We start from the raw sequence: 20365 nt of genomic DNA, 5'->3' as shown, positions 1-20365 counted from the left end.
GTGGGCCGGCCGACGAAACCGGCCGGGAAGCCGGCGAGACCGGACGGGCGGACGGGGAGACCGGACGGGACATCGGGACATCGGGGGCGTTTCCCGACAACGGAACCACCGCGTCGGCGACGCCGTGCCGGCCGGACTGGGTGAAGGCGCCTGGCTCGGTCGCCCGGGCGCGACCCTGCCCGGGAACCGGCGCGGCGCCACGTCGCGGACCGTCGACCGACGGCGGCCCGGCGGCCGGGCCCATCGGCGCGGGCGGCGGAGTCTGCCGCGGGCGCCCGGTGGGTCCGCTCATCTGACCGGGTACGGGCGGCGAGTCGTCCCGCCGGCCACCGGCCTGATGTGCACCGCTGGCCCGCTGCCACGGCGGCTGAGCCCCGGTGCCGGTCTGCCACGAGGGCCCGGTCGCGGGATGCGAACCACTGCCGTCCTGCCATGCCGGCGCCACCCGCCCACCGGCCGGACTGACCGGACCGGAAGCCGGTCGACCAGTCACTCCACCGGACGTATGCCCCGGAGCCACCCGTCCGGTCGCGCCGGCCTGCTGACCACGCGCACCGGACTGCTGGCCGGGCCTACCGAACTGCTGGCCGGGCTCGTCGGCCCGCGGGTCACGCCCGCCGAATTGATGGCCGGGCCCGCCGGACTGCTGACCAGGTCCACGGAACTGCTGGCCGGGCCCACCGGACTGCGGGTCACGCCCGCCGAACTGCTGACCAGGCCCGCCGGACTGCTGACCAGGTCCACGGAACTGCTGAGCAGGGCCGCCGGACTGCGGGTCAGACCCGCCGAACTGCTGGCCGGGCCCACCGAACTGCTGGCCGGGAGCCACACGGCCGGGAGCCGCGCCCGGTGCCACACGTCCGGAAGCACCGCCGGGCGCCACCCGCCCGGAAGCATCAGGCCCGCCGCGACCGGAAGCATCAGGCGCACCGCGACCGGCGGGACCACCAGGCGCGACTCGACCGGACACACCACCAGGCGCGATGCGACCGGAAACGCCGCCGGGGGCGACACGGCCGGAGGGACCGCCGGGTACGCCGCCGGACTGGCGGCCCAGGTCCAGGTCGGCGCCGGGAGTCGGGCGGCCGGGAGTGGGCCGGCCCGGGGCGGCCCCGGGGGGTGGGCCGGTGACGGGGCGTGCCGAAGGGGGGCCGGCGGGGTCGGCCATGGCCTGGTGGGCGCCGCTGGCGCTGGTCCAGCCGGGGGCGCCGCCACCGAAGGGCAGGTCGTCGGCGGGGGGCTGGTCGTCGGGGCCGGGAGCCATCCGGCCGGACTTGCTGGGACGGGTCTCGCCGGCGAGGGTGCCGGGGCCGATGGCGCCGCGCTGCTGCTTGGCGGAGCGCAGGTCGTCGAGCCAGCCGGTCTCCTCCTGCGGGATCTCCTCGGGCGGCAAGGGCTCCGCCGGACGGCCTCGACCGAACCGGCCGCGGCCCTTGCGGGCTCCGGTCTCGTTGCGCAGGTCGGCCTCGTCGTCGGGCCCTCCGGCACCGCGGGGTGTCACGGCTGTTCCTCTCCGGCGGCTGTGCCGCTGTCGACTTCCGTTGTCCCGTCGTCCGCCGGTGGCGTGGCCGGCGGTTCGCTGTTCGCCGGAGGCGTTACCGGCGGTTCGCTGTTCGCGGACGAGCGTGACGCATCTCCGGCCGATCCACCACCCGCCGCGCGGTCGGGCGTGGGCGCCGAAGCGCTCGTGGCGACCCCCACGCGCGAAACCGGGCCGAGTCCGCGGACGATGCGTCGCAGGCGCGGGACCCGCTCGTTTACTGCGCGTTCGGCCCCGTGATCAGTGGGGCGGTAGTAGTCGGAGCCGACAAGGTCGTCCGGAATGTACTGCTGCGTGACGACTCCCTTAGGGTCATCGTGCGGATACTTGTAGCCACGACCGTGACCTAGGCCACGTGCGCCGGGATAGTGCGCGTCGCGCAGGGCGGACGGGACCGCTCCGCCCCGGCCGGCGCGCACGTCGGCGATGGCGGCGCCGATCGCCGTCGTGACGCTGTTGGACTTGGGCGCGGTGGCCAGGTGCACGACGGCCTGGGCGAGGTTGAGCTGGCATTCGGGCAGGCCGATGAGCTGCACGGCCTGCGCGGCGGCGGTGGCCACGAGCAGAGCCTGCGGATCGGCCATGCCGACGTCCTCGCTGGCGAAGATGACGATGCGGCGGGCGATGAAGCGCGGGTCCTCGCCGGCCACGAGCATGCGGGCCAGCCAGTGCAGCGCGGCGTCGGGGTCACTGCCGCGCATGCTCTTGATGAACGCGCTGGTCACGTCGTAGTGCGCGTCGCCGTCCCGGTCGTAGCGCACGGCCGCGACGTCGACCGCCTTCTCGGCGGTCGCGAGGTCGATCTCGGCGGCGCCCTGGGCGGCGGCCGACGAGGCCGCCGCTTCCAGAGCGGTCAGAGCTTTGCGTACGTCACCGGCCGCGAGCCGGACCAGATGATCCTCAGCGTCGGTGGACAGCGTGACCGCCCCGCCGAGCCCGCGCTCGTCGGCGACCGCGCGGCGCACGAGGCCGCGGACGTCGTCGTCGCCGAGCGCCTGCAGGGTGAGAAGCACACAACGCGAGAGCAAGGGCGAGATGACCGAGAAGTACGGATTTTCGGTGGTCGCCGCCAGCAGCGTGACCGTGCGGTCCTCCACCGCCGCCAGCAGCGAATCCTGCTGGGTCTTGGAGAACCGGTGCACCTCGTCGATGAACAGCACCGTCGGCGGCCCGCCGGACCGGCGCTCCCGGCGCGCGGTGTCGATCACCGCCCGGACGTCCTTGACGCCCGCGGTCAGCGCGGACAGCGCCACGAACTTGCGGTCGGTGGCCCCCGCGACGAGGTGGGCGATGGTGGTCTTGCCGGTGCCGGGCGGACCCCAGAGGATCACCGACATCGGGCTCACCCCCGTGACGAGCTGCCGCAACGGGCTGCCCGGGGCGAGCAGGTGCTCCTGGCCGACCAGCTCTTCGATGCGGGCCGGCCGCATGCGCACCGGCAGCGGCGAGTCAGCCGACACCGGGTTGAAAGCCGGCGCGGAAACCTGCACGCCCGCTGCGAAGAGTCCATCCATTTCCATCGGGACCGACAGTACCGGCCCGCCGCACGATGCCCGAAATGCACCGTGCGAGCGGGCCGGACCGCGAACGCGGAGATCAGCCCCGGCCCGGACGACGGCCGTAGAAGCGGCGGCCGCTGCTGCCACTGGAGTTGCGCGGGCCGCTGCCGACGCCGGCCAGGTAGAGGGCCAGCAGGAAGAACCCGAGCATGGCCAGGGTCTGGAAGTTGAACAGGTCGGGGGCACCGAAGTTGGTGTTGAGGAAGTCGAGAAGAAGCGCGAAACCGAAAACAACCGCCGCAGCGATGGCGAGCATCAGATCCTCCGAGGGGTGAGAGCCTTGTGGCGGGCGAATACCCACGCCTCGATGTCCGTCAAACTCCACCCTGGATCTCCTCGTCGGCGGAGACCGGCCGAAGCCGGGACCGGCGGAGAATTCCCAGCGCACGGGTGATGTCGAGTTTGACGTCGGAGGCCCGCGGCCCCAGCTTCGCGTCGGCGGTCAGCCCGGTCGGCACCCGCCGCGGATCGATGCCGGCCCGGCGCGCCACCAGCCGGCCCAGCTCGGCGCGCGAGATCGCTTCCGGTCCGGCCACGTTGAGCACGCCCGCGTGCTCGCCCTCGGCCAGCTCGACGAGCGCGTCGGCCAGGTCGTCGACGTGCACCGGGCAGCGGATCTCGTCCTCGAACAGGAACCCGCTGCGCCGCCCGGCCAGCAGGTCGTGCACGAGGCGGATGTGCTGGCTGTCGTCGGTCCCGACGATCAGCGAGGTGCGCACGATCGCGGCCCGCGGCGCGATGGCCGCCACGGCGGTCTCGGCGGCGGCTTTGGCCGCGCCGTACCGACTCTTCGGGTCCGGCGGATCATCCTCGGTGTACGGCGTGGACCGGCCCCCGTGCACCACGTCGGACGAGACGTGTACGAGCCGGGTGTCGCCCGCCCCGACAGCCACGTGGGCGGCACCGTCCGCGGTCACCGCCCAGTCGTCCATCTTCGCCGCCAGGTTGAGCACGGCTTCCGCCCGTACGTCAGCAAGCAGCGCGAGCACCGCCTCGCGGGACCGGACGTCGAGCACCCGGTGACCGGAAGCCGCCGTCGTCGCCGTGCCCACCACCTCGTGGCCGCGGGCCGTGGCCCGGCGGACCACCTGGCGACCCAGGTAGCCGCCGGCGCCGACGACGAGAATTCTCAGTTGGAGTGTTCCACGGGGGCGGCCTGACCACCGGTGCCGGCCGCGGCGGCCGGCGCCTTGGGCTTGGCGTCGATGCCGGCCTCGAGCCGCTGCTGCGCGGTGATCGGGGTCGGCGCGGTGGTCAGCGGGTCGTAACCGCCGCGGGTCTTGGGGAACGCGATGACCTCGCGGATCGACTCGTTGCCGGAGAGCAGCATGCAGGTTCGGTCCCAGCCGAGGGCGATGCCGGCGTGCGGCGGAGGGCCGTACTTGAACGCCTCGAGCAGGAAGCCGAACTTGTCCTGCGCCTCTTCCGGGGTGATGCCGAGCAGGTCGAAGACCCGGCTCTGCACGTCGGCCCGGTGGATACGAACGCTGCCGCCGCCGATCTCGTTGCCGTTCACCACGATGTCGTAGGCATAGGCGAGAGCGCGGTCGGGCGCCTCCTCGAAGTTGCCGATCCACTCGTCGTTCGGCGAGGTGAAGGGGTGGTGGACGGCGGTCCAGCCGCCGTCGTCGGTCTTCTCGAACATGGGGGCGTCGACGACCCAGCAGAACGCCCAGGCGCTCTCGTCGATCAGCTTGGCGCGCTTGGCGATCTCGATGCGGGCCGCGCCGAGCAGTTCCTGGGCCTCGCGGCGCTCGTTGGCCGCGGCGAAGAAGATCGCGTCGCCCGGCTTCGCGCCGACCTCGTCGGCCAGCCCGCTCAGGTGCTCGGCCGACAGGTTCTTGGCGACCGGGCCACGCGGCTCGCCGGTCTCCGCGTCGAGCACCACGTAGGCCAGGCCGCGGGCGCCGCGGGCCTTGGCCCAGTCCTGCCAGCCGTCCAGCTCCTTGCGGGTCTGCGACGCGCCGCCCGGCATCACCACGGCGCCGACGTAACCACCGGCCGCGATCGCCCCGGCGAAGACGCGGAACTCGGTGCCCTGCAGGTAGGACGTGAGCTCGCGGAGCTCCACGCCGTAGCGCAGGTCGGGCTTGTCGGAGCCGTAGCGGTTCATCGCGTCGGTCCAGGTGATCCGCGGGATCGGCAGCTGCACCTGGTAGCCGGCGAGCTCGCTCCACAGCTTGCTGACGATCTGTTCGCCGAGCTCGATGATGTCGTCCTGGGTCACGAACGACATCTCGATGTCGAGCTGGGTGAACTCGGGCTGCCGGTCGGCCCGGAAGTCCTCGTCGCGGTAGCAGCGGGCGATCTGGTAGTACCGCTCCAGGCCGGCCACCATCAGCAGCTGCTTGAACAGCTGCGGGGACTGGGGCAGGGCATACCACGTGCCGGGCTGCAGGCGGACCGGGACCAGGAAGTCGCGGGCGCCCTCGGGGGTGGACCGGGTCAGCGTCGGGGTCTCGATCTCGTTGAAGTCGCGGGCGTGCAGCACCTCGCGGGCGATCTGGTTGGCCCGGCTGCGCAGGCGCAGGGCGGCCGACGGGCCGGAGCGGCGCAGGTCGAGGTAACGGTATTTGAGGCGGAGGTCGTCGGCCGAGGAGGTCGCGTCGTCGACCGGCAGCGGCAGCGGCGCGGCCTCGGACAGCACGGTCAGCTCGCTGGCGACGACCTCGATGGCGCCGGTGGCCAGGTCGGGGTTCTCGTTGCCGCCGGGCCGGGCGTTGACCTCGCCGACGACCTTCACGCAGTACTCGTTGCGCAGGGCGTGGGCGTCTTCCTCGCGGAAGACCACCTGCACGACGCCGGAGGCGTCCCGGAGGTCGACGAAGATGACCCCGCCGTGGTCGCGCCGGCGGGCCACCCACCCGGCGAGCGTCACCGTCTGACCGGCGTCGCTCGCGCGCAGGCTGCCGGCGTTATGGGTACGGATCACGGGAACTCGTCTCCTTCAGATCAACACGGGGCGCTCCCACATTCTGTCAGGAGCGCCCCGCGCGACCGCCGCCAACCCTTCCTCAGCCCGCGACCTTCCAGGAGGTGGCCCGCATGCCGGCGGTGCCGGTCCGCCCCACGTCGGTCACCTCCACCAGGGCCATCGCGGCTGGATCGGCGGCAGTCAGCACACACAGCACGGCACCCTTGCGAACCTGGACGCTGCCACCCGGCCCGATCGGGCTGGTGCGGATGGCCCGCTCGCAGCCGGCCGCGTCCAGGTCGAGGTCCTTCACCTCGGCCCCGGCGGCGGCGCCGGGGCCGAGGCTCAGGCGCGGCGCGTCGGTGCCGCACCGGCTGTCGTAACGCATGTCGCTCACCCGCTCATCGGCATTCGAGCGGGGTTCGTCAAGATCCATGAACAGTACGGCGGAGCAGCCCACCTGCACTTTCAACGGCTCCTGGGCGTACGTGACGTGGTAGCCGGTGCCCGCGTCCGCGTGCCCGCCGGCCGCGGCCGGCACCCGGGTCATCGCCACCAGCCGGGAGACTTTCATCGCCTGCCACGCCGCCAGTCCCGAGATCGACGATGTGACGAGAGCGAACAGCGCGACGAGCAGGCCGAGCCAGACCAGCCGGTCGCGGCGGCGGGGACGGTCCACGATCCGCACGGCGGGTCCTTCCGTCGCTCTGATCGACCGGTTGATCGGGTAGGGGCCCTCGTTCGTACCGGAGGGCTTGTTGACGTTGTTCGCGGCGCGGAACAAGGACATGCGGCGACTCCGGTTTTGGCGCTTTTTATCCGGTTTATCGGACACTAGACGTGTCAATCGTTCGATCCCATCCCCCGCCACGGCGACTCACCTCTCCGGGGGATGCCGCCGTACGCTGATCCCATGCCGACCGAATCCAGCACGCTCGACGCTCTGGATCGACAGATCCTCCACACACTTCAGCTCGCCCCGCGTGCGCCGTTCGCCCGCATCGCCACCGTGCTCGAGGTGTCCGAGCAGACGGTCGCCCGCCGATTTCAGCGCATGCGCACCGCCCGCTACGTCCGGATCGTCGCCCGGCCCGAGGCCACCCACCGCACCGGCGGGAGCTACTGGACGCTGCGCATCGGCTGCCGGCCCGGCACCGCCCCGACCCTCGCCCACGCCCTCGCCCAGCGCGGCGACACGTCCTGGGTGAGCATCGGCGCCGGCGGGGCCGAGGTCACCTGCCAGGCCGAGGTCGGCGATCCGCAGTCCGGCCTGCTGCACCACCTGCCCCGGGCGTCGAGTGTGCTGGCCTTCAGCGCGCACCAGATGCTGCACCGCTTCGCCGGGCGGGGGGAGGCCGACTGGGTGGCCCCCGACCACGACCTGTCCCCGGCCCAGCAGGCCTTCCTCCGGGACGGCACGCCGGAACAGGCCCCGCATCCGACCGGCGCGACCCAGGTCGAGGACGCGGACCGCCCACTGCTGGCCGCCCTGAGCCGCGACGGCCGGTCCAGCTGGGCCGCGATCGCCGCCGCCACCGGCTGGAGCCAGCGCCAGGCGGCCCACCGGGTCAACGAACTGACCGCCGCCGGGGCGATCTATTTCCACGTGGACGTGGCGACCGTGGCGGTCGGCATGCACGCGGTGGCCAACCTGTGGTTCACCGTGGCACCGGCCCACCTGGCCGCCACCGGCGCCCGGCTGGCCGACCACCCGCAGCTGGCCTTCGTGGGCGCGGTGACCGGCACCGCCAACCTGATGGCGTCGGCGATCGCGACCGACGCCGAGGCGCTCTACCACTACCTGACGACGAAGGTCGCCGAGATCGACAGCATCCAGCGGGTCGAGATAGTGCCGCAGATGGTGCGGCTCAAACACTCGCACTCGCTCGTCGACAACGGCCTGATCCGCGAGCCGCCCCCTCAGTGACGCCGCGCGTACACCTCGATCTCGATCCGCATCCGCGGGTCGGCCAGCCCGCACACCATCATCGTGGCCGCCGGCCGCGTCGCGCCGAAGGCCCGGCGCAGGGCCGGCCAGCAGGGCTCGAAATCGGCCCGCTCCGGCAGCAGATAGCGCACCCGCAGGACGTCGGCGAACGTACAGCCGGCCTCGGTCAGGGCCGCCTCGATGTTGCGCAGGCACTGCTCGACCTGCTCGACGACGTCGGCCGAGATCGTCATGGTGCGGTAGTCGAACCCGGTGGTCCCGGAGACGTGCACGTCGTCCCCGTCGACGACAGCCCGCGCATAACCGATCTGCTCCTCGAAGGTCGACCCACTCAGAATCACCCGTCGCTCGCTCACCACCGGACGCTAACCCGGACGCAGCCCACGGCGCCTCACCACCCCGCGCGCGCCTCGGCCACCCCGCCGCCCTGCGGCCCCAGGGCGGCGGCGCGCTCCGGGCCCGCCACATTGCCCGCGATGCCGCGTTCCCCCGCACGTTCCGGGAAAGTGGGGCCTCGGCGTGCTTGAGAGGCCCCACTTTCTCTGGGAAAAAGGGGTCACGAGCAGCTTCCGCAGCCCGAAATCGCCGGTCGACGCGGCGGCCCGACAGGGGTGGTCAGCGGAGGACTCGGGGGTCGGCGTCGAGGGAGCGGGGCAGCTCGATGGTGATCCATTCGTTGTTGTCGGCCGCGGTGGCGGAGCGGCCGGTGGAGAACGGGAAGTTGTTGTCGTTGAGGACAGCGATCTTGTGGTTGTCGAGGATCACGATGTCCTCGATGGTCTGGAACGGGAAGGTGAACTTGTCGCCGAAGCCGCCGAGGTGACGGGGGTTGGCGATGTTCATCAGGTCGACCAGGAGGGTCTTGTCCAGCACGCCGTCGCGGTTCCGGTCGCGTTTGTCGGCCAGGTAGACGCGCTTGACCACGGCAGTGGCGCCCTGGCCGCCGTCGCGTTCGATCACCAGGAAGCGGTTGTTGTCGACGGCGATCGCGTCGCCGATGGCCAGCGACGGGTCGCCCAGCTGGTAGAGGTAGCGCTTGCCGGTGTAGGTCCGGGTGCGCAGATCGAACTCGTTGAAGCGCAGCCGGCCGGGGGTGTCGCCGTTGACCGTGCCTTCGAGCAGCCCGTAGAGGTGCCGCCCGTCGGGGGTGGCGGCCAGGCCCTCGTAACCCTTGCTGCTGATCGTGGTGGCCGGCACCCCGGTACGGGCCGCGGTCTCCGGGGCGACGACGCCGGCGACCGGGACGGGTGCGGCGAGGAGCCGGCCGGCGCGGTCGAAGTGCAGGAGGTACGGGCCGAACTCGTCGCCGATCCAGTAGGTGCCGTCGGCCGTCCGCTGGATCGACTCGACGTCGAAGTCGGCGCCGGTGAGGACCCGGTCGGGCCGGGTCAGCGGCCACGGAACGAGCTTCGCCGGGTCGCTGAGCGTGATGCCGCCGACCACGTCGACCGTGCCGGTGGCGAAGGACGGCGCCAGGCGCTGGATGCGCAGCAGGAAGTCGGCGGAGTTGGCCTGGTTGCCGTAGCCGTTGTCGGAGAGCACGTCGAAGGAGCCGTCCCGGTTCTTGACGATGCCGGAGAACCCCTGAACGGGCTGGTCGGCGAAGGGCACCGGCCAGCCGTTGGTGGTGCCGGTGATCTTGCTGCCGGACGGCTCGCTGCCGAGCACGAAGGTGCCGGCCGGCAGCGCGGCCCAGCCGGTCAGGGTGGGGGTGGCGACGGGGCCGTGGCCGCCGGCCACCGAAGCGGTGCCGCCCAGGGTCAGGGAGAGCACGAGGGCCCCGGCGACGGCGGGTGCCAGTGGATTGATCTTCATCATGGGGGCCGACGTTAGGGATAGCGGGTGAAGCCCGGTTGATCTGCACACGAACAGCCCGGGTCCGCAGTGGACCCGGGCTGTGAAGGATCAGGCGGCCATGGCCGGGGCCCTTTCCGGGCCGGGTGCGGGCGTCGGCCGGACGAGAAGGAAGACCACAAGCGCGCCGACCAGACCGACCGCCCCGGCGGTGTAGAAGCCGGCGTCGAGGCCGGCCGCCGCGGCGCCCCGGATCGCCTGCTCGCCGAACGTCCCGATGAGCCGGCCGGACTGGCCGGCCGCCACCGCGTGGGCGGCGTCCGAGTCGCCCAGGTGGTCGGTGGCGCGGGAGGCGAACAGGGTGCCCAGGATCGCGATGCCGATCGCGTGGCCGAGCTGGCGGGCCGTGGTGAGCGAGCCGGCCGCCATGCCGCCGCGCGAGTGCGGCACCGCGGTCATCGCCGACGACGACAGGACCGGCAGCATCAGTCCGACGCCCAGACCGATCACCGCGTACCCGGGCAGCAGCGCGGGCCAGCTCGAGTCGGCGCCGAGGAGCAGGCCGCAGAGCCCGCTGCCGGCGGCGATCAGCAGCATGCCGCCGCCGATGAGCAGGCGCGGCGAGGTGCCCTGCAGGCGGGCCCCGGCGAATCCGGAGGCCAGGATCGAGAACAGCGACATCGGCAGGCCGATCAGGCCGGCCCGCAGCGGGGACAGGCCCACCACCGACTGCAGCCAGATCGAGGTGAAGGTCAGCGCGGCGAACGCGGCGAAGTTGACCAGCAGGCCGGCGGTCAGGATGCCGGCGAACGACCGGTTGCGCAGCAGGGCCAGATCGAACATCGGGTGCTCGCGGTACTTCTCGACCAGGACGAACGCGCCGAGCGCAAGGCCGGCGACGATCAGCAGACCCCAGGTTCTGGGCGACGACCAGCCCTCGTCATTGGCGCGGATCACCGCGTACGTCGAGGTGCCGGCGGCGATCGTGAAGGTGACCGTGCCCCACAGGTCGAACGTGCCGGGCCGGCGGGCACCGTCGGGGCGCAGCGCGGTGAAGCACATGACCACGGCGGCGACGCAGATCGGCAGGTTCACCAGGAAGATCCAGCGCCAGCTGAAGCCCTCGGTGAGCAGGCCACCGAGGACCGGGCCGACGGCGGTGGCGGCGCCCGAGACACCACCCCAGACGCCGTACGCGACCCCGCGCTCACGTCCGTGATAGGAGCTGTTGAGCAGGGCGAACGTGGTGGTGAACATGGCCGCGGCGCCGATGCCCTGGACCACCCGGGCGGCGATCAGCAGGGCCGAGTCGGCGGCCAGGCCACAGGCCAGCGAGGCGGCGGCGAACAGGATGAGGCCACCGACGTAGAAGCGGCGATGCCCGTACATGTCGCTGAGGGCGCCGGCACCGAGCAGCAGCACCCCGAGGGACAGGGCGTAGCCGTCGATCACCCACTGGAGGGAGCTGAACGACGTGTTCAGGTCGGTGGACATCGGCGGCAGGGCGACGTTCACGATGGTCACGTCGATGAGCAGCATGAAGGTGCCGAGACAAACAGTCACCAGCGGTAACCACTTACGCATGGGGGTTGTCCTTTCTTGGTCGCCCCCAACGATCGGCCCCGGGCTCTCAGATCACCCACCCATGCCGTCGAAGTCGCCCCTTTCCGCCGCCACCGTCCCCCCTGAGGCAGGATCCGTCGCCCGATGGGAGGACTACGTCAAGATCCGCCATCGACGAACCAGCCGTCCGTCAGCACCGGCACGACCTCGCTCACGCCCACCGCGGACGCCACCGCCACATCGCCGCCGAACCCGAGGGCCCGCAGCTCACGGCCGCTGACCGACGCACTCAGGGCGTCGGTCAGGGTGGGCGAGACGCCGCGGTACGCCCACAGCGCCGCGCCCGCCTCCGGCGAGAAGTCCTTCACGTCCGCACCCCCGGCCAGCCCGTCGAGGAAAGCACCGGCACCCCACAGGTCCTCCACCGCCGGCCGCAGCGAGCCGTCCGGCCAGCGCTCCCCCGACGCCACCACCCCGACCGGGCGGTCGCCGGCCCGCTCGCGCACCCATTCGGCGGCGGCCGCCGCGTTGCGCAGCGACACCCCGACCACGGTCACGCCCAGGTCGGCGAGGCGCACCGAGATGGCCGAGCCGTTCGGGGACGGCAGCACCAGCCGGTCGATGCCGTTGTCGCGCAGGTCGGCGTTCATGATGCTCGCCGGCGACAGGGTGATCTGGCCGGGACCGGTCTGGTTACGCAGCACCGCCAGCATCGCGCCGTGCCGCCGGGCCACGTCGACTGCCGAGTCGTCGCGCCAGCGGTACGGCAGGACGCTCAGCCCCTGCTCCACCGCCACGGTCAAGGTCGTGGTGAACGACAGCACGTCGACCACCGCGACGAACGCGGCCCCGGGCGCCACCACGTCGGCGCCGACCGGACCCCAGTCGAAGCGAACCCGGTAGCCACCCTGACCGTCCGCCAGGTTCACCGGGCGCAGCCCCGCAGATAGACCGTCACAGATGCAGTCTGCCAGCTCACCCTCCGTCAGGAGGTCGAGGCCGGATCGAACACGCTCAGAAGTAGGTCTGGAGCACGTCCACCACCCGATGGTCGTCGTCGACCACCGGGATGCAACGCCACTTGTCGAACGCCGTACACGGATGCGAGATCCCGAATCGGACCAGGTCACCCGGCCGCAGGTCATCCGCCCGCAGATAGGTGTGGTGGTCGTTCAACTTGGTCACCTCGCCGGCCGTCCGGTCGCTCCCCCGGACCTCCAACGGCACCGGCAGACCCTCGTCGAACGGGGCGTCACGCTTGCCCATGCCGACGATCGCGAGGCCCGGTTCCGGCACCGACAGGACCTGCGCCCACAGTTCCAGGGCCGCGGTCAGGGGTCCCTCCTCGGCGACGCGCCGGAACGGCGTACGCAAGGCATAGAAACCATCGTCGTGGGTGACCGACGCACCGCTGCGCAGAATCAGGCGCAGGTCGCGCGGCAGCGCGGCGAGCCGCGCCACCACCCGGTCGAACCAGGCGCTCCCACCAGCGGAAACACGTGCGCCCGGGGGCATCAGGGCGGCGGCTTTCAGCCGCTGCACCCCGGCCACGAGCAGGTCCAGGAAGTCGTCGACCGCACGCTCCGTGAGCAACTGACCCTCGTACGCGGTGACGCCGGCGAACTCGAGCCGCTCCGCCCCGTCCACCGCGCGGGCGACTTCCTCCAGTTCGTCGAGGGTGCGCACACCGGTGCGTCCACCCGGGTGCCCGAGCTCGACGAAGACCTTCAGCGGCCCGCCCGCCCGCCGGGCCGCCGCCACTGCCTCGATCGAGTCGACCTGGAAGTAGATGTCGTCCTGCCCGGTGAGCCAGCGCAGGGCCGTGGGGTCGAGGACCTGGTTGGCGATCTGGATGCGTCGCACCCCGAGGCGCCGCAACACCAGCGCCTGGTTCGGGGTCGCCACCGTCATCCCCCAGGCCCCCGCCGCGAACTGGGCGGCAAGCAGGCCCGGCGCCATCGTGGTCTTGGCGTGCGGCGCAAAATCAAGGTCGTGCCGAGCGGCGTACGCGGCCATCGTGGCGATGTTCGCCTCCGCCTTGCGCCCGTTCAACGTCAGCACCGGCCACGTGAACCCGCCGCCGAACAGGCTCGGCTTCTCCCGCGCGTAATCGCCGGCCGACTTCTCCCCGTCCGGCAGGAAGAACCCTTTGCTGCGCCAGTCGACCCTCGGCTCCGGCACGTCCATGCCGCTACCCCCTGATCTCGTTCAGCACCTCGACCAGGCGTTTCTCCTCACCCCGGAAATGCGTCTCCATCACCGCCGCGAGCGCGCTCAACGCCTCCGGATCATCCTGCCGCACCCCCCGCACCAGCCCCGCGATGACCGCGTGGTCCTGCCGAAGCCGCCCCAGAAACTCCCGAAGCTCCGGATGGCGCGCCTCCAGCATCGGAAACACGTTCACGTCCTCATCCGTGTGATGCTCAGTAAGCGCCGTACAGAACGCGAGACAGTGAATCCCCAGGTCGACACCCCCTTCCACGCCACCCTCAAGCAGATCCTCGAGCATGTCCCGAAGCCGAGCATGAGTCATGACCATCTGAGTGCCGTACGCCGCAAACCGCTCATATTCATCCATGCGACCTCACATCGTAGTAGCCACCCCCCACCCACGCCGCCCTCCTCCCCAGCCGCCCTGCCCTCACCCCTCCCCACCCTCAGCCGCCGCGCGCCGCCCTCGCCGCCCTCGCCCCCTCCTCAGCCGCCCCGCCCTGCCCTCACCTCTCCCAGCCCTCAGCCGCCGCGCGCCGCCCTCGCCGCCCCGCCTTCAGCCGCCCCCCTCCTCAGCCGCCCGCCCCTCAGCCCTCAGCCGCCCCGCCTTTGACTTGCCCAGCGCCGCCCTTGGACGCGGCACCCCGCTCGCGGGCACTCAGCACCGCGATCCCTTCGGCTCCGCGCTGCCCCAGATGGCGACATTGCCCGGCATTCAGCACGGGGTGAGCCGCAACCCACGTTGATGGGCCGTCTCGCGCCTACCCGAGGCCGACCTAGGCCCACGCCTTCAGGCCAGCGACAACGCCAACACTCACTCGCCCGCTACCCGCTGACCCAGGACGGCAACCTGTGGCTGGTCCGCGCCTGCTGATGCCTAGAAAACATCCCGCTATTGCCCCTCCCCCTCAGATAGCACAATGCCCCGATTTTCTCCCTTCCGACCCCGAGCCGCTATTCCCATGCAGCACCCACATGATTCGCAACCCATTCTCATAATCGAGTGATACGCAGCCTCAGAACGCCCAGCTCGAACGGGCTTCGACTACTAGTTCAGAACGCTTATCACCGTCCACCTCCACGATGACGGCGACTGTTTCTTGAAACCGCGCGCCAGACTCAGGTAAGGAGGCGATCGAGCGCGACCTGAATGCCGGCATCGCTCGTTCGGTGATGCTCGTCCTCCACACTCAGCCGATGCCACCCGGCAGCCCCGGTCTCGCCCCGCCAACTGAACCCGCCGCGCACCGAGAGCCGCAGACCCAGACCGGGTCACGTACCCAGCCCAAGTCACGTACCCAGCCCAGGTCACGTACCCAGCCCAGGTCACGCACCCAGCCCGCGTCATGCACCCAGCCCAGGTCACGCACCCAGCCCGCGTCATGCACCCAGCCCGCGTCATGCACTCAGCCCAGGTCACGCACTCAGACCGCGTCACGCACTCAGACCGCGTCACGCACACAGACCGAGTCACGCACACAGGTCCGGAAGTGGACCTGGCCGCGAGCACGGGCCAGAACACAGGCCCGAGCCGTGCCATGGGCGCGGACTCTGATGTGGACTCAAAGCGGATTGCGGGCTGGTGCCAGACCTGGTCTCCGGACCCAGCTGAGAACTTTGACCGGCCCGCGGACTCAGACAGGGAAGCAGGCTCAGACCGAGAGGTCGGCGCGGACCGAGGAGCCGGCTCAATCGAGAGCGCGGGCTCCCCTGAAGGTGCAGGCGGCGCCAGGTCAGCAACAACATCAGGCCCGCCATCCCCGCCCAGCGGCGTGGAGGGCAGATCGCGCACAGGTGGGACATCACCGCTCGGGGTCGGCGCCGGCGAAGGTGGCCGGCTCGTCAAGGTCGCGTCGGCCGGCCAGATCAGCGGCGGGACCGCCTCGGCCTGATCATGCAGGCCCAGCTCGCCGCACTCCCTCGAGCAGCCGTGCGACCGGCACAGCTTCCCCGCATGGCGGCGGGCGAGCCCCCACTGTCGACAACGCGCATGCTCACGACGGAATTCGTCCATCTCCGGGGACCAATTACGTGCTTTGGTGCGATCGCGCATAGCAGTAGTCGCTGCCCGGGTGAATAGCGAAAGCTGCTGGTGCTGCATACAAAAATTATCTCGCACCCAGAATGCGCCGCGCCAACAATGGATCATGCCAATTCGAGAAATACACCTGGAGCCGAAAAGAAGATATCGGGACATTACTCAAAACGGCCGAGATCGAGCTGTGGGGTTGCGGCGCCGGGTCCATAATGGCTTCAGGACGGGTGGGGCGGAAAGCCGTTCAGGAGTAAGGGGGTGGCGTTTTGGAACGCTTTGATACAGGCAGCCGTGTACGGCACCGTGTCGGGTGGAAGGTCGGTGGGGGCAAACCAGGCGATACCGCCACATTTGTGCGGTTCGGCGTTGACGGGGGTGCCGTGGCGGGGCGGGTCGAGCGGGGTGGCGAAGACCAGCCCGATTCGGGTGGTGCCGGTCGGGTTGCGGTGATGCACGGTTGCTGCCAGGCGTAGATCGGCGGGGAGCAGGTGTAGGCCGATCTCCTCGCGAGTCTCGCGGATCATGCCGGTCAGGGCGTCCTCGCCGGGTTCGAGTTTTCCGGACGGCAGATTCCACTGCCCATCGGCATAGCCGGTGTTCTCTCGCAGGGCCAACAGGATCTGGTTGCCGGAGGTGAGCACCAGCAGCAGGTCAACGGGATGCATGGGGGCCACGGCGATTGAGGCTAACTCGTGCGCGGGGCAGAGACAGCGCCGCTCGAGGCGACGCGCCGCGCGGGGGTGAAGCGGGGCACGGGCGAGGCAGCGCAAGGACGAGGCAGCGCAAGGACGAGACAGCGCAAGGACGAGACAGCGCAAGGACGAGACAGCGCAGGGGGTGAAGCGGGACGCGTGCAAGGCGAGGCAGAGCGAGGCAGGGCGAGGCAGGGCGAGGCAAAGCATCGCGAAGTTGGACAAAGCCCTGCTAGGCGAAGCAGAAGGGTGCGGTGCCGAGCGACAGAAACCGCGCGAGGCGCAGAAAACTGGGACGGACCAGGTGCAAGGCCAGAGGAACGCCGCGGAGTCGGCGGCTCCCACGGTGACGTCAGCGCTACGCAAGACAGGCCGGCAATGCGCAGGGGCCGGCGGTTCGAAACAGCGCAGAGTATGACGAAAGCGACGCGGCGAGAAAGCAAAGACGCGGCGAGTAGACAAAGCGGTGCGAAAAAGGCGCAGCACGAGGACAGACCGGAAGCGGCGCGACACAAGACAGGCCGGAAAGCGGCGCGGCGCAAGAGGGACGGAAGCGGCGCGACACAAGAGGGACGGAAGCGGCGCGACACAAGAGGGACGAAAGCGGCGGGTCGGATGCGGCAGCGTGGTGGAAGCGGCGCGGGCAGGACAGGACGGACGGGGCGCCGGTGGGCGGTGGAACGGAACGGCTGGGCGGCGGACCGGGGAGGGGGTCAGCGGAGGAAGGCGGTTACCGTTTCGCGGAACCACGTTGGCTGGTCGACGAAGGCTGAGTGGGCGGTGTCCGGGGCTACCGCGAGGGTGGCGTCGGGGAACAGGGCTGCGTAGTCGGCGGCTCGGTGTGGCGGGATCTGTGGGTCGTAGTCGCCGGTGATCAGCAGGACCGGGGCTTTGACCGCCGAGGGTGCGGCCGGGGCGCCGGCGTAGTAGTGGGGCAGCGCCTCCTCGTTTCGTCCGAGGGCCGCGTCGGCCTGGGCTTCGGCGTCCCAGCGGCCGTAGTTCAGCGGGGCGATCCGGGTGAAGTCTTCGTCGGTGGCGTCGCCGGCCCACAGGCGTTGCAGGGCGGCGTAGGCCGCTGGGAACCACGGTTCGCCGCGGCGTTTTTCGACGGCCTGCAGGCGGTCGTCGTCGGAGATCTCCAGGTCGACCACGCGGGGGCTGGGGTTGATCAGGACCAGGTGGGAGACGCGGTCGGGGTCGGCGGCGGCATGGTGTACGGCGATCGCCGCCCCGGCCGAGTGGGCCGCCACGGCGACCCGGTCGAGGCCGAGGTGGGTGCGCAGGGCCTCGACGTCGGCGAGTTGCCGGTCGGCGCGGTAGGTCTGCGGGTCGACGGGCGGCTGCGAGTCACCGGTGCCGCGCAAGTCCAGCAGCAGCAGTTCGTGGTGGTCGGCGAGACCACCGAGCGTGCCCAGGTAGGCGGAGGCACGCATGGGTCCGCCCGGAACGCAGATCAGCGGTGACCCTTCGCCCACTCGGTGGAACGCCAGCCGGGTGCCGTCGAAGCTCTCGAAGTTCTCCACCGGGGAGATTTTAGCGGCGCCCGGGGGAACCGTGCGACCCGAAACGAACCAGGTTCGCATATAGTTCGTTGAACGGCGGCGACACTCGACGGAGCTGGGCATGCGGATCGGACTGGTGGTGCACGGCGTGCATCGGCAACGCTTCGCCGATGCCGCGCGCACCGTCGACGGGGTCGAGCTCGCCTGGGCGGTCTACGACCGCGACGAAGAGATCCGCGAGCTGGTCGGTGGGTTGCTGCGGGACGGGCGGCTCGACGGACTGCTGCTGGGTCTCCTGCCGTACGCCCACAGCCGTGATCTCCTCCCCCCGTCCCTGCCGGTCGCCGTCACCCGCCAGGTCGCCCTCGACCTGGCGCTCGCCTGGGCGAAAGCCCGCGGCAACGGCTGGCCGGCCACGCCCGTCGCGATCGACACGTTCGACCAGGAGATCGTCGACGAGGTGGCCCGTGCCCTCGAGCTCGACCCGGCGCTGATCGCGACATTGCCGTTCGACGCCGAGCAGCCGATCGACGAGATCGTCGCCTTCCACCGGCGCCGGCTCGCGCAGACCGGGGCGGGCTACCTGATCACCGGGCGCACGGCAGTTGCCGCCACCTTGGGCGCCGAGACCTCCGTGCTGCACGCCGCGCCCACGGCGGAGACCATCCGGGCCGGGCTCCATGAGCTCGTGCTACGGGCGCGGGAGCGGCAACGGTTCGCCACCGCGCTGTTCCTGCTCGCCGCGCCGGCCGGCGACCGCGCGCGGGTCGGACTTCAGCATCTGCTGCTGCACACGCCCGAGTTCGCCGACGCCTGGATCGACCAGCGAGGGCATCGGGCGCTGCTCGCGTTCGCCCCGGCGGCCCTGTTCGAGGCGGCCACCCGGCAGTGGGTCGGGCTCCCGGTGCTTGCCGAGGCCCGCGCCCAACTGGGCGTACGAGTAGTGGCGGGTTTCGGCATCGGCGCGTCGGCGCGGCTCAGTGTCGAACTGGCCGAGCAGGCGGCGGCCCGCGCCGAGCGGGACCCGGGTCCGGTGGCCTACCTGTTCACCGACGACGGCGTGACGATCGGCCCGATGGGCGCGAGCGACGCGGCGCCGCCGCTGATCTGGAAGCATCGCGAGTACGGGGAGCTGACGAAACTGGCCACCCGCGCGGGCCTGAGCCCGGAGACCCTGTCCCGGCTGGCCGCGGTCGAGCGCGGTCTCGGCGGGCGCCTGGTCTCGCCGAGCGAGCTGGCCAAGGCCCTGGGGATCACCGATCCGAGTGGCCGCCGGCTGATCCGCAAACTCACCGAGGCCGGTCTGGTGATCGAGGGCGGGAGCACGCAGACAACCCGCAAAGGCCGGCCCGCCCGGCTCTACCGGCTCGCCGTCACGAGCGCCCTGGCGGCCGCCGAATGAGCTGGGACCTGCTGCTCGCCGGGGGTGAGCCGGTCGACGTGGCGGTCCGGGACGGCCGGATCGCGGCCACCGGCAAGAACCTCGCACGCGAGCGGGCGGCGGTCGTCGAGGACGTCGCCGGGCTGCTGGTCACCCCCGGGCTGATCGACCTGCACACCCACGTCGGCCCCGGCTACTGGGGGATCGAGCCCGATCCGATCGCCTGGCATACCGGGGTGACGACCTGGGTCGACGCCGGCACCGCGGGCGCTTTCACGGCGGACGGGCTGCTGCGCAGAGACTTCGACGTACGGGTTGCCGGGCTGCTCAACATCTCCGGGATCGGCCTGACCGGACGCACCGGGGAAAGCCGGGACCTGGTCAACTGCGACGTCGCGCTGGCTGTCGACACGGTTCAGCGGCACCGTGACCGGTTCTTCGGGATCAAGGTGCGGATCGACCGGGAAACCGTCGGCGACAACGGGGTCGAGCCGCTGCGGCGGGCCCTGCGGGTGGGCGAGACGTGCGGGGTGCCGGTCATGGTGCACGTCGGAGCCGCTCCCCCGGCCGTCGACGAGGTGCTCGACCTGTTGCGCCCGGGGGACATCGTCACGCACTGCGCCAGCGGCCTCGCGGCGCCGATCGGCCCGCGGGCGGTGGCGGCCGGCGAGCGGGGCGTGCTGTTCGACCTCGGGCACGGGTCCGGCGGGTTCGCGTTCGACGTTCTGGAACGACAACTCGAGCTCGGGCTCCGGCCGTACACGATCTCGACCGATCTGCACGCCCGTTCGGTCCACGGTCCCGCTTTCGACCTGCCCACCACGATGGCCAAGATGCTGGCGGTCGGCCTGCCGATGAGCGAGGTGCTCGACGCGGTCACCGTTGCGCCGGCGCGGGCGCTGGGGCTCGACGGGGGCACGTTCGACGTCGGGGCGACGGCCGACATAGCGGTCTTTGCCCTCGAGTACGGCGCATTCGAGGTCACCGACGCCCATCTGCAGACGCGTACCGCCCCGGTGCGTCTGGTGAACACCGCGACGTACCGCAAAGGGCAGAGACTGACGCCGCGCCTGCCGGCGAATCCGGCGCCGTGGATTCCGCTGACCGACGCGCAACGCGCGGCGCTCGCGCGGCGTGAGCGTGACCTCCGACGCCTGCTCAACCAGCCGCTGGTGGGCCGGGACGGACTTGCCGACCAGTTCCCACGAACCGAGAAACAGGAGTGA

Annotated in this window: 17 protein-coding genes; 3 read left to right on the top strand and 14 right to left on the bottom strand. The window is 71.4% G+C overall.

Annotation, left to right across the window (positions count from 1 at the left end; translation table 11 throughout):
• Window positions 1-489: 489 nt before the first annotated feature.
• From Afe05nite_RS45120 to Afe05nite_RS20815, 6 genes are all read right to left on the bottom strand, one after another.
• Entirely contained in the window at window positions 490-975 is a 486-nt protein-coding gene (locus Afe05nite_RS45120) for a hypothetical protein (RefSeq protein ID WP_203818821.1), read from the bottom strand.
• Window positions 976-1497: 522 nt separating this feature from the next.
• Window positions 1498-3060 (bottom strand): replication-associated recombination protein A, encoded by a 1563-nt coding sequence (locus tag Afe05nite_RS20835; RefSeq protein ID WP_203818820.1) that lies wholly within the window; start codon window positions 3058-3060, stop codon window positions 1498-1500.
• A gap of 76 nt (window positions 3061-3136) precedes the next feature.
• A complete protein-coding gene (locus Afe05nite_RS20830; RefSeq protein ID WP_203818819.1) occupies window positions 3137-3355 on the bottom strand; it encodes a hypothetical protein in 219 nt (72 codons plus the stop codon).
• 58 nt (window positions 3356-3413) lie between these two features.
• Complete coding sequence (locus Afe05nite_RS20825) at window positions 3414-4226, bottom strand: SDR family oxidoreductase (RefSeq protein WP_307835644.1); 813 nt, start codon at window positions 4224-4226, stop codon at window positions 3414-3416.
• Window positions 4227-4228: 2 nt separating this feature from the next.
• Window positions 4229-6031, bottom strand: a complete 1803-nt coding sequence (gene aspS, locus Afe05nite_RS20820) for an aspartate--tRNA ligase (RefSeq protein ID WP_203818818.1) — start codon at window positions 6029-6031, stop codon at window positions 4229-4231.
• A gap of 82 nt (window positions 6032-6113) precedes the next feature.
• Window positions 6114-6803, bottom strand: a complete 690-nt coding sequence (locus tag Afe05nite_RS20815) for a hypothetical protein (protein ID WP_203818817.1) — start codon at window positions 6801-6803, stop codon at window positions 6114-6116.
• 123 nt (window positions 6804-6926) lie between these two features.
• Between Afe05nite_RS20815 and Afe05nite_RS20810 the strand changes: the two genes are divergently transcribed.
• Entirely contained in the window at window positions 6927-7940 is a 1014-nt protein-coding gene (locus tag Afe05nite_RS20810) for an Lrp/AsnC family transcriptional regulator (RefSeq protein ID WP_203818816.1), read from the top strand.
• Here the strand turns inward: Afe05nite_RS20810 and Afe05nite_RS20805 are convergent.
• The 8 genes from Afe05nite_RS20805 to Afe05nite_RS20770 all read right to left on the bottom strand — a co-directional run bounded on the left by Afe05nite_RS20805 (window position 7934) and on the right by Afe05nite_RS20770 (window position 17779).
• Window positions 7934-8317, bottom strand: a complete 384-nt coding sequence (locus Afe05nite_RS20805) for a RidA family protein (RefSeq protein ID WP_239118030.1) — start codon at window positions 8315-8317, stop codon at window positions 7934-7936. The two genes, Afe05nite_RS20810 and Afe05nite_RS20805, sit on opposite strands and share 7 nt — an antisense overlap.
• Before the next feature lie 259 nt (window positions 8318-8576).
• Window positions 8577-9779: an esterase-like activity of phytase family protein gene (locus tag Afe05nite_RS20800; RefSeq protein ID WP_203818814.1), complete on the bottom strand. Its 1203-nt coding sequence runs from the start codon at window positions 9777-9779 to the stop codon at window positions 8577-8579.
• Window positions 9780-9866: 87 nt separating this feature from the next.
• A complete protein-coding gene (locus tag Afe05nite_RS20795) occupies window positions 9867-11339 on the bottom strand; it encodes an MFS transporter (protein ID WP_203818813.1) in 1473 nt (490 codons plus the stop codon).
• Between the two features lie 137 nt (window positions 11340-11476).
• Window positions 11477-12247 (bottom strand): 2-phosphosulfolactate phosphatase, encoded by a 771-nt coding sequence (locus tag Afe05nite_RS20790; RefSeq protein ID WP_239118029.1) that lies wholly within the window; start codon window positions 12245-12247, stop codon window positions 11477-11479.
• A gap of 85 nt (window positions 12248-12332) precedes the next feature.
• Entirely contained in the window at window positions 12333-13505 is a 1173-nt protein-coding gene (locus tag Afe05nite_RS20785) for an alanine racemase (protein ID WP_203818812.1), read from the bottom strand.
• 4 nt (window positions 13506-13509) lie between these two features.
• Window positions 13510-13896 (bottom strand): hemerythrin domain-containing protein, encoded by a 387-nt coding sequence (locus Afe05nite_RS20780; protein WP_203818811.1) that lies wholly within the window; start codon window positions 13894-13896, stop codon window positions 13510-13512.
• 1886 nt (window positions 13897-15782) lie between these two features.
• Window positions 15783-16229 carry an NUDIX hydrolase gene (locus Afe05nite_RS20775; RefSeq protein WP_203818810.1) on the bottom strand — a complete coding sequence of 149 codons (447 nt, stop codon included), beginning with the start codon at window positions 16227-16229 and terminating at the stop codon, window positions 15783-15785.
• Between the two features lie 740 nt (window positions 16230-16969).
• Window positions 16970-17779, bottom strand: coding sequence for an alpha/beta fold hydrolase (locus Afe05nite_RS20770; RefSeq protein ID WP_239118028.1), 810 nt, complete (start codon window positions 17777-17779; stop codon window positions 16970-16972).
• Window positions 17780-17879: 100 nt separating this feature from the next.
• Between Afe05nite_RS20770 and Afe05nite_RS20765 the strand changes: the two genes are divergently transcribed.
• Together Afe05nite_RS20765 and Afe05nite_RS20760 are read left to right on the top strand one after the other, a co-directional pair.
• Window positions 17880-19160 (top strand): winged helix-turn-helix domain-containing protein, encoded by a 1281-nt coding sequence (locus tag Afe05nite_RS20765; RefSeq protein ID WP_203818808.1) that lies wholly within the window; start codon window positions 17880-17882, stop codon window positions 19158-19160.
• On the top strand, window positions 19157-20365 hold the full coding sequence (locus Afe05nite_RS20760; RefSeq protein WP_203818807.1) for an amidohydrolase family protein: 1209 nt from the start codon (window positions 19157-19159) through the stop codon (window positions 20363-20365). Before Afe05nite_RS20765 ends, Afe05nite_RS20760 begins: the two co-directional genes overlap by 4 nt.

Origin of the sequence: Paractinoplanes ferrugineus (genome assembly GCF_016862195.1) — a bacterium.
Lineage (GTDB): Bacteria > Actinomycetota > Actinomycetes > Mycobacteriales > Micromonosporaceae > Actinoplanes > Actinoplanes ferrugineus.
Note: the sequence above shows the minus strand (reverse complement) of the source record. Positions and strands in the feature narration are given on the sequence as shown.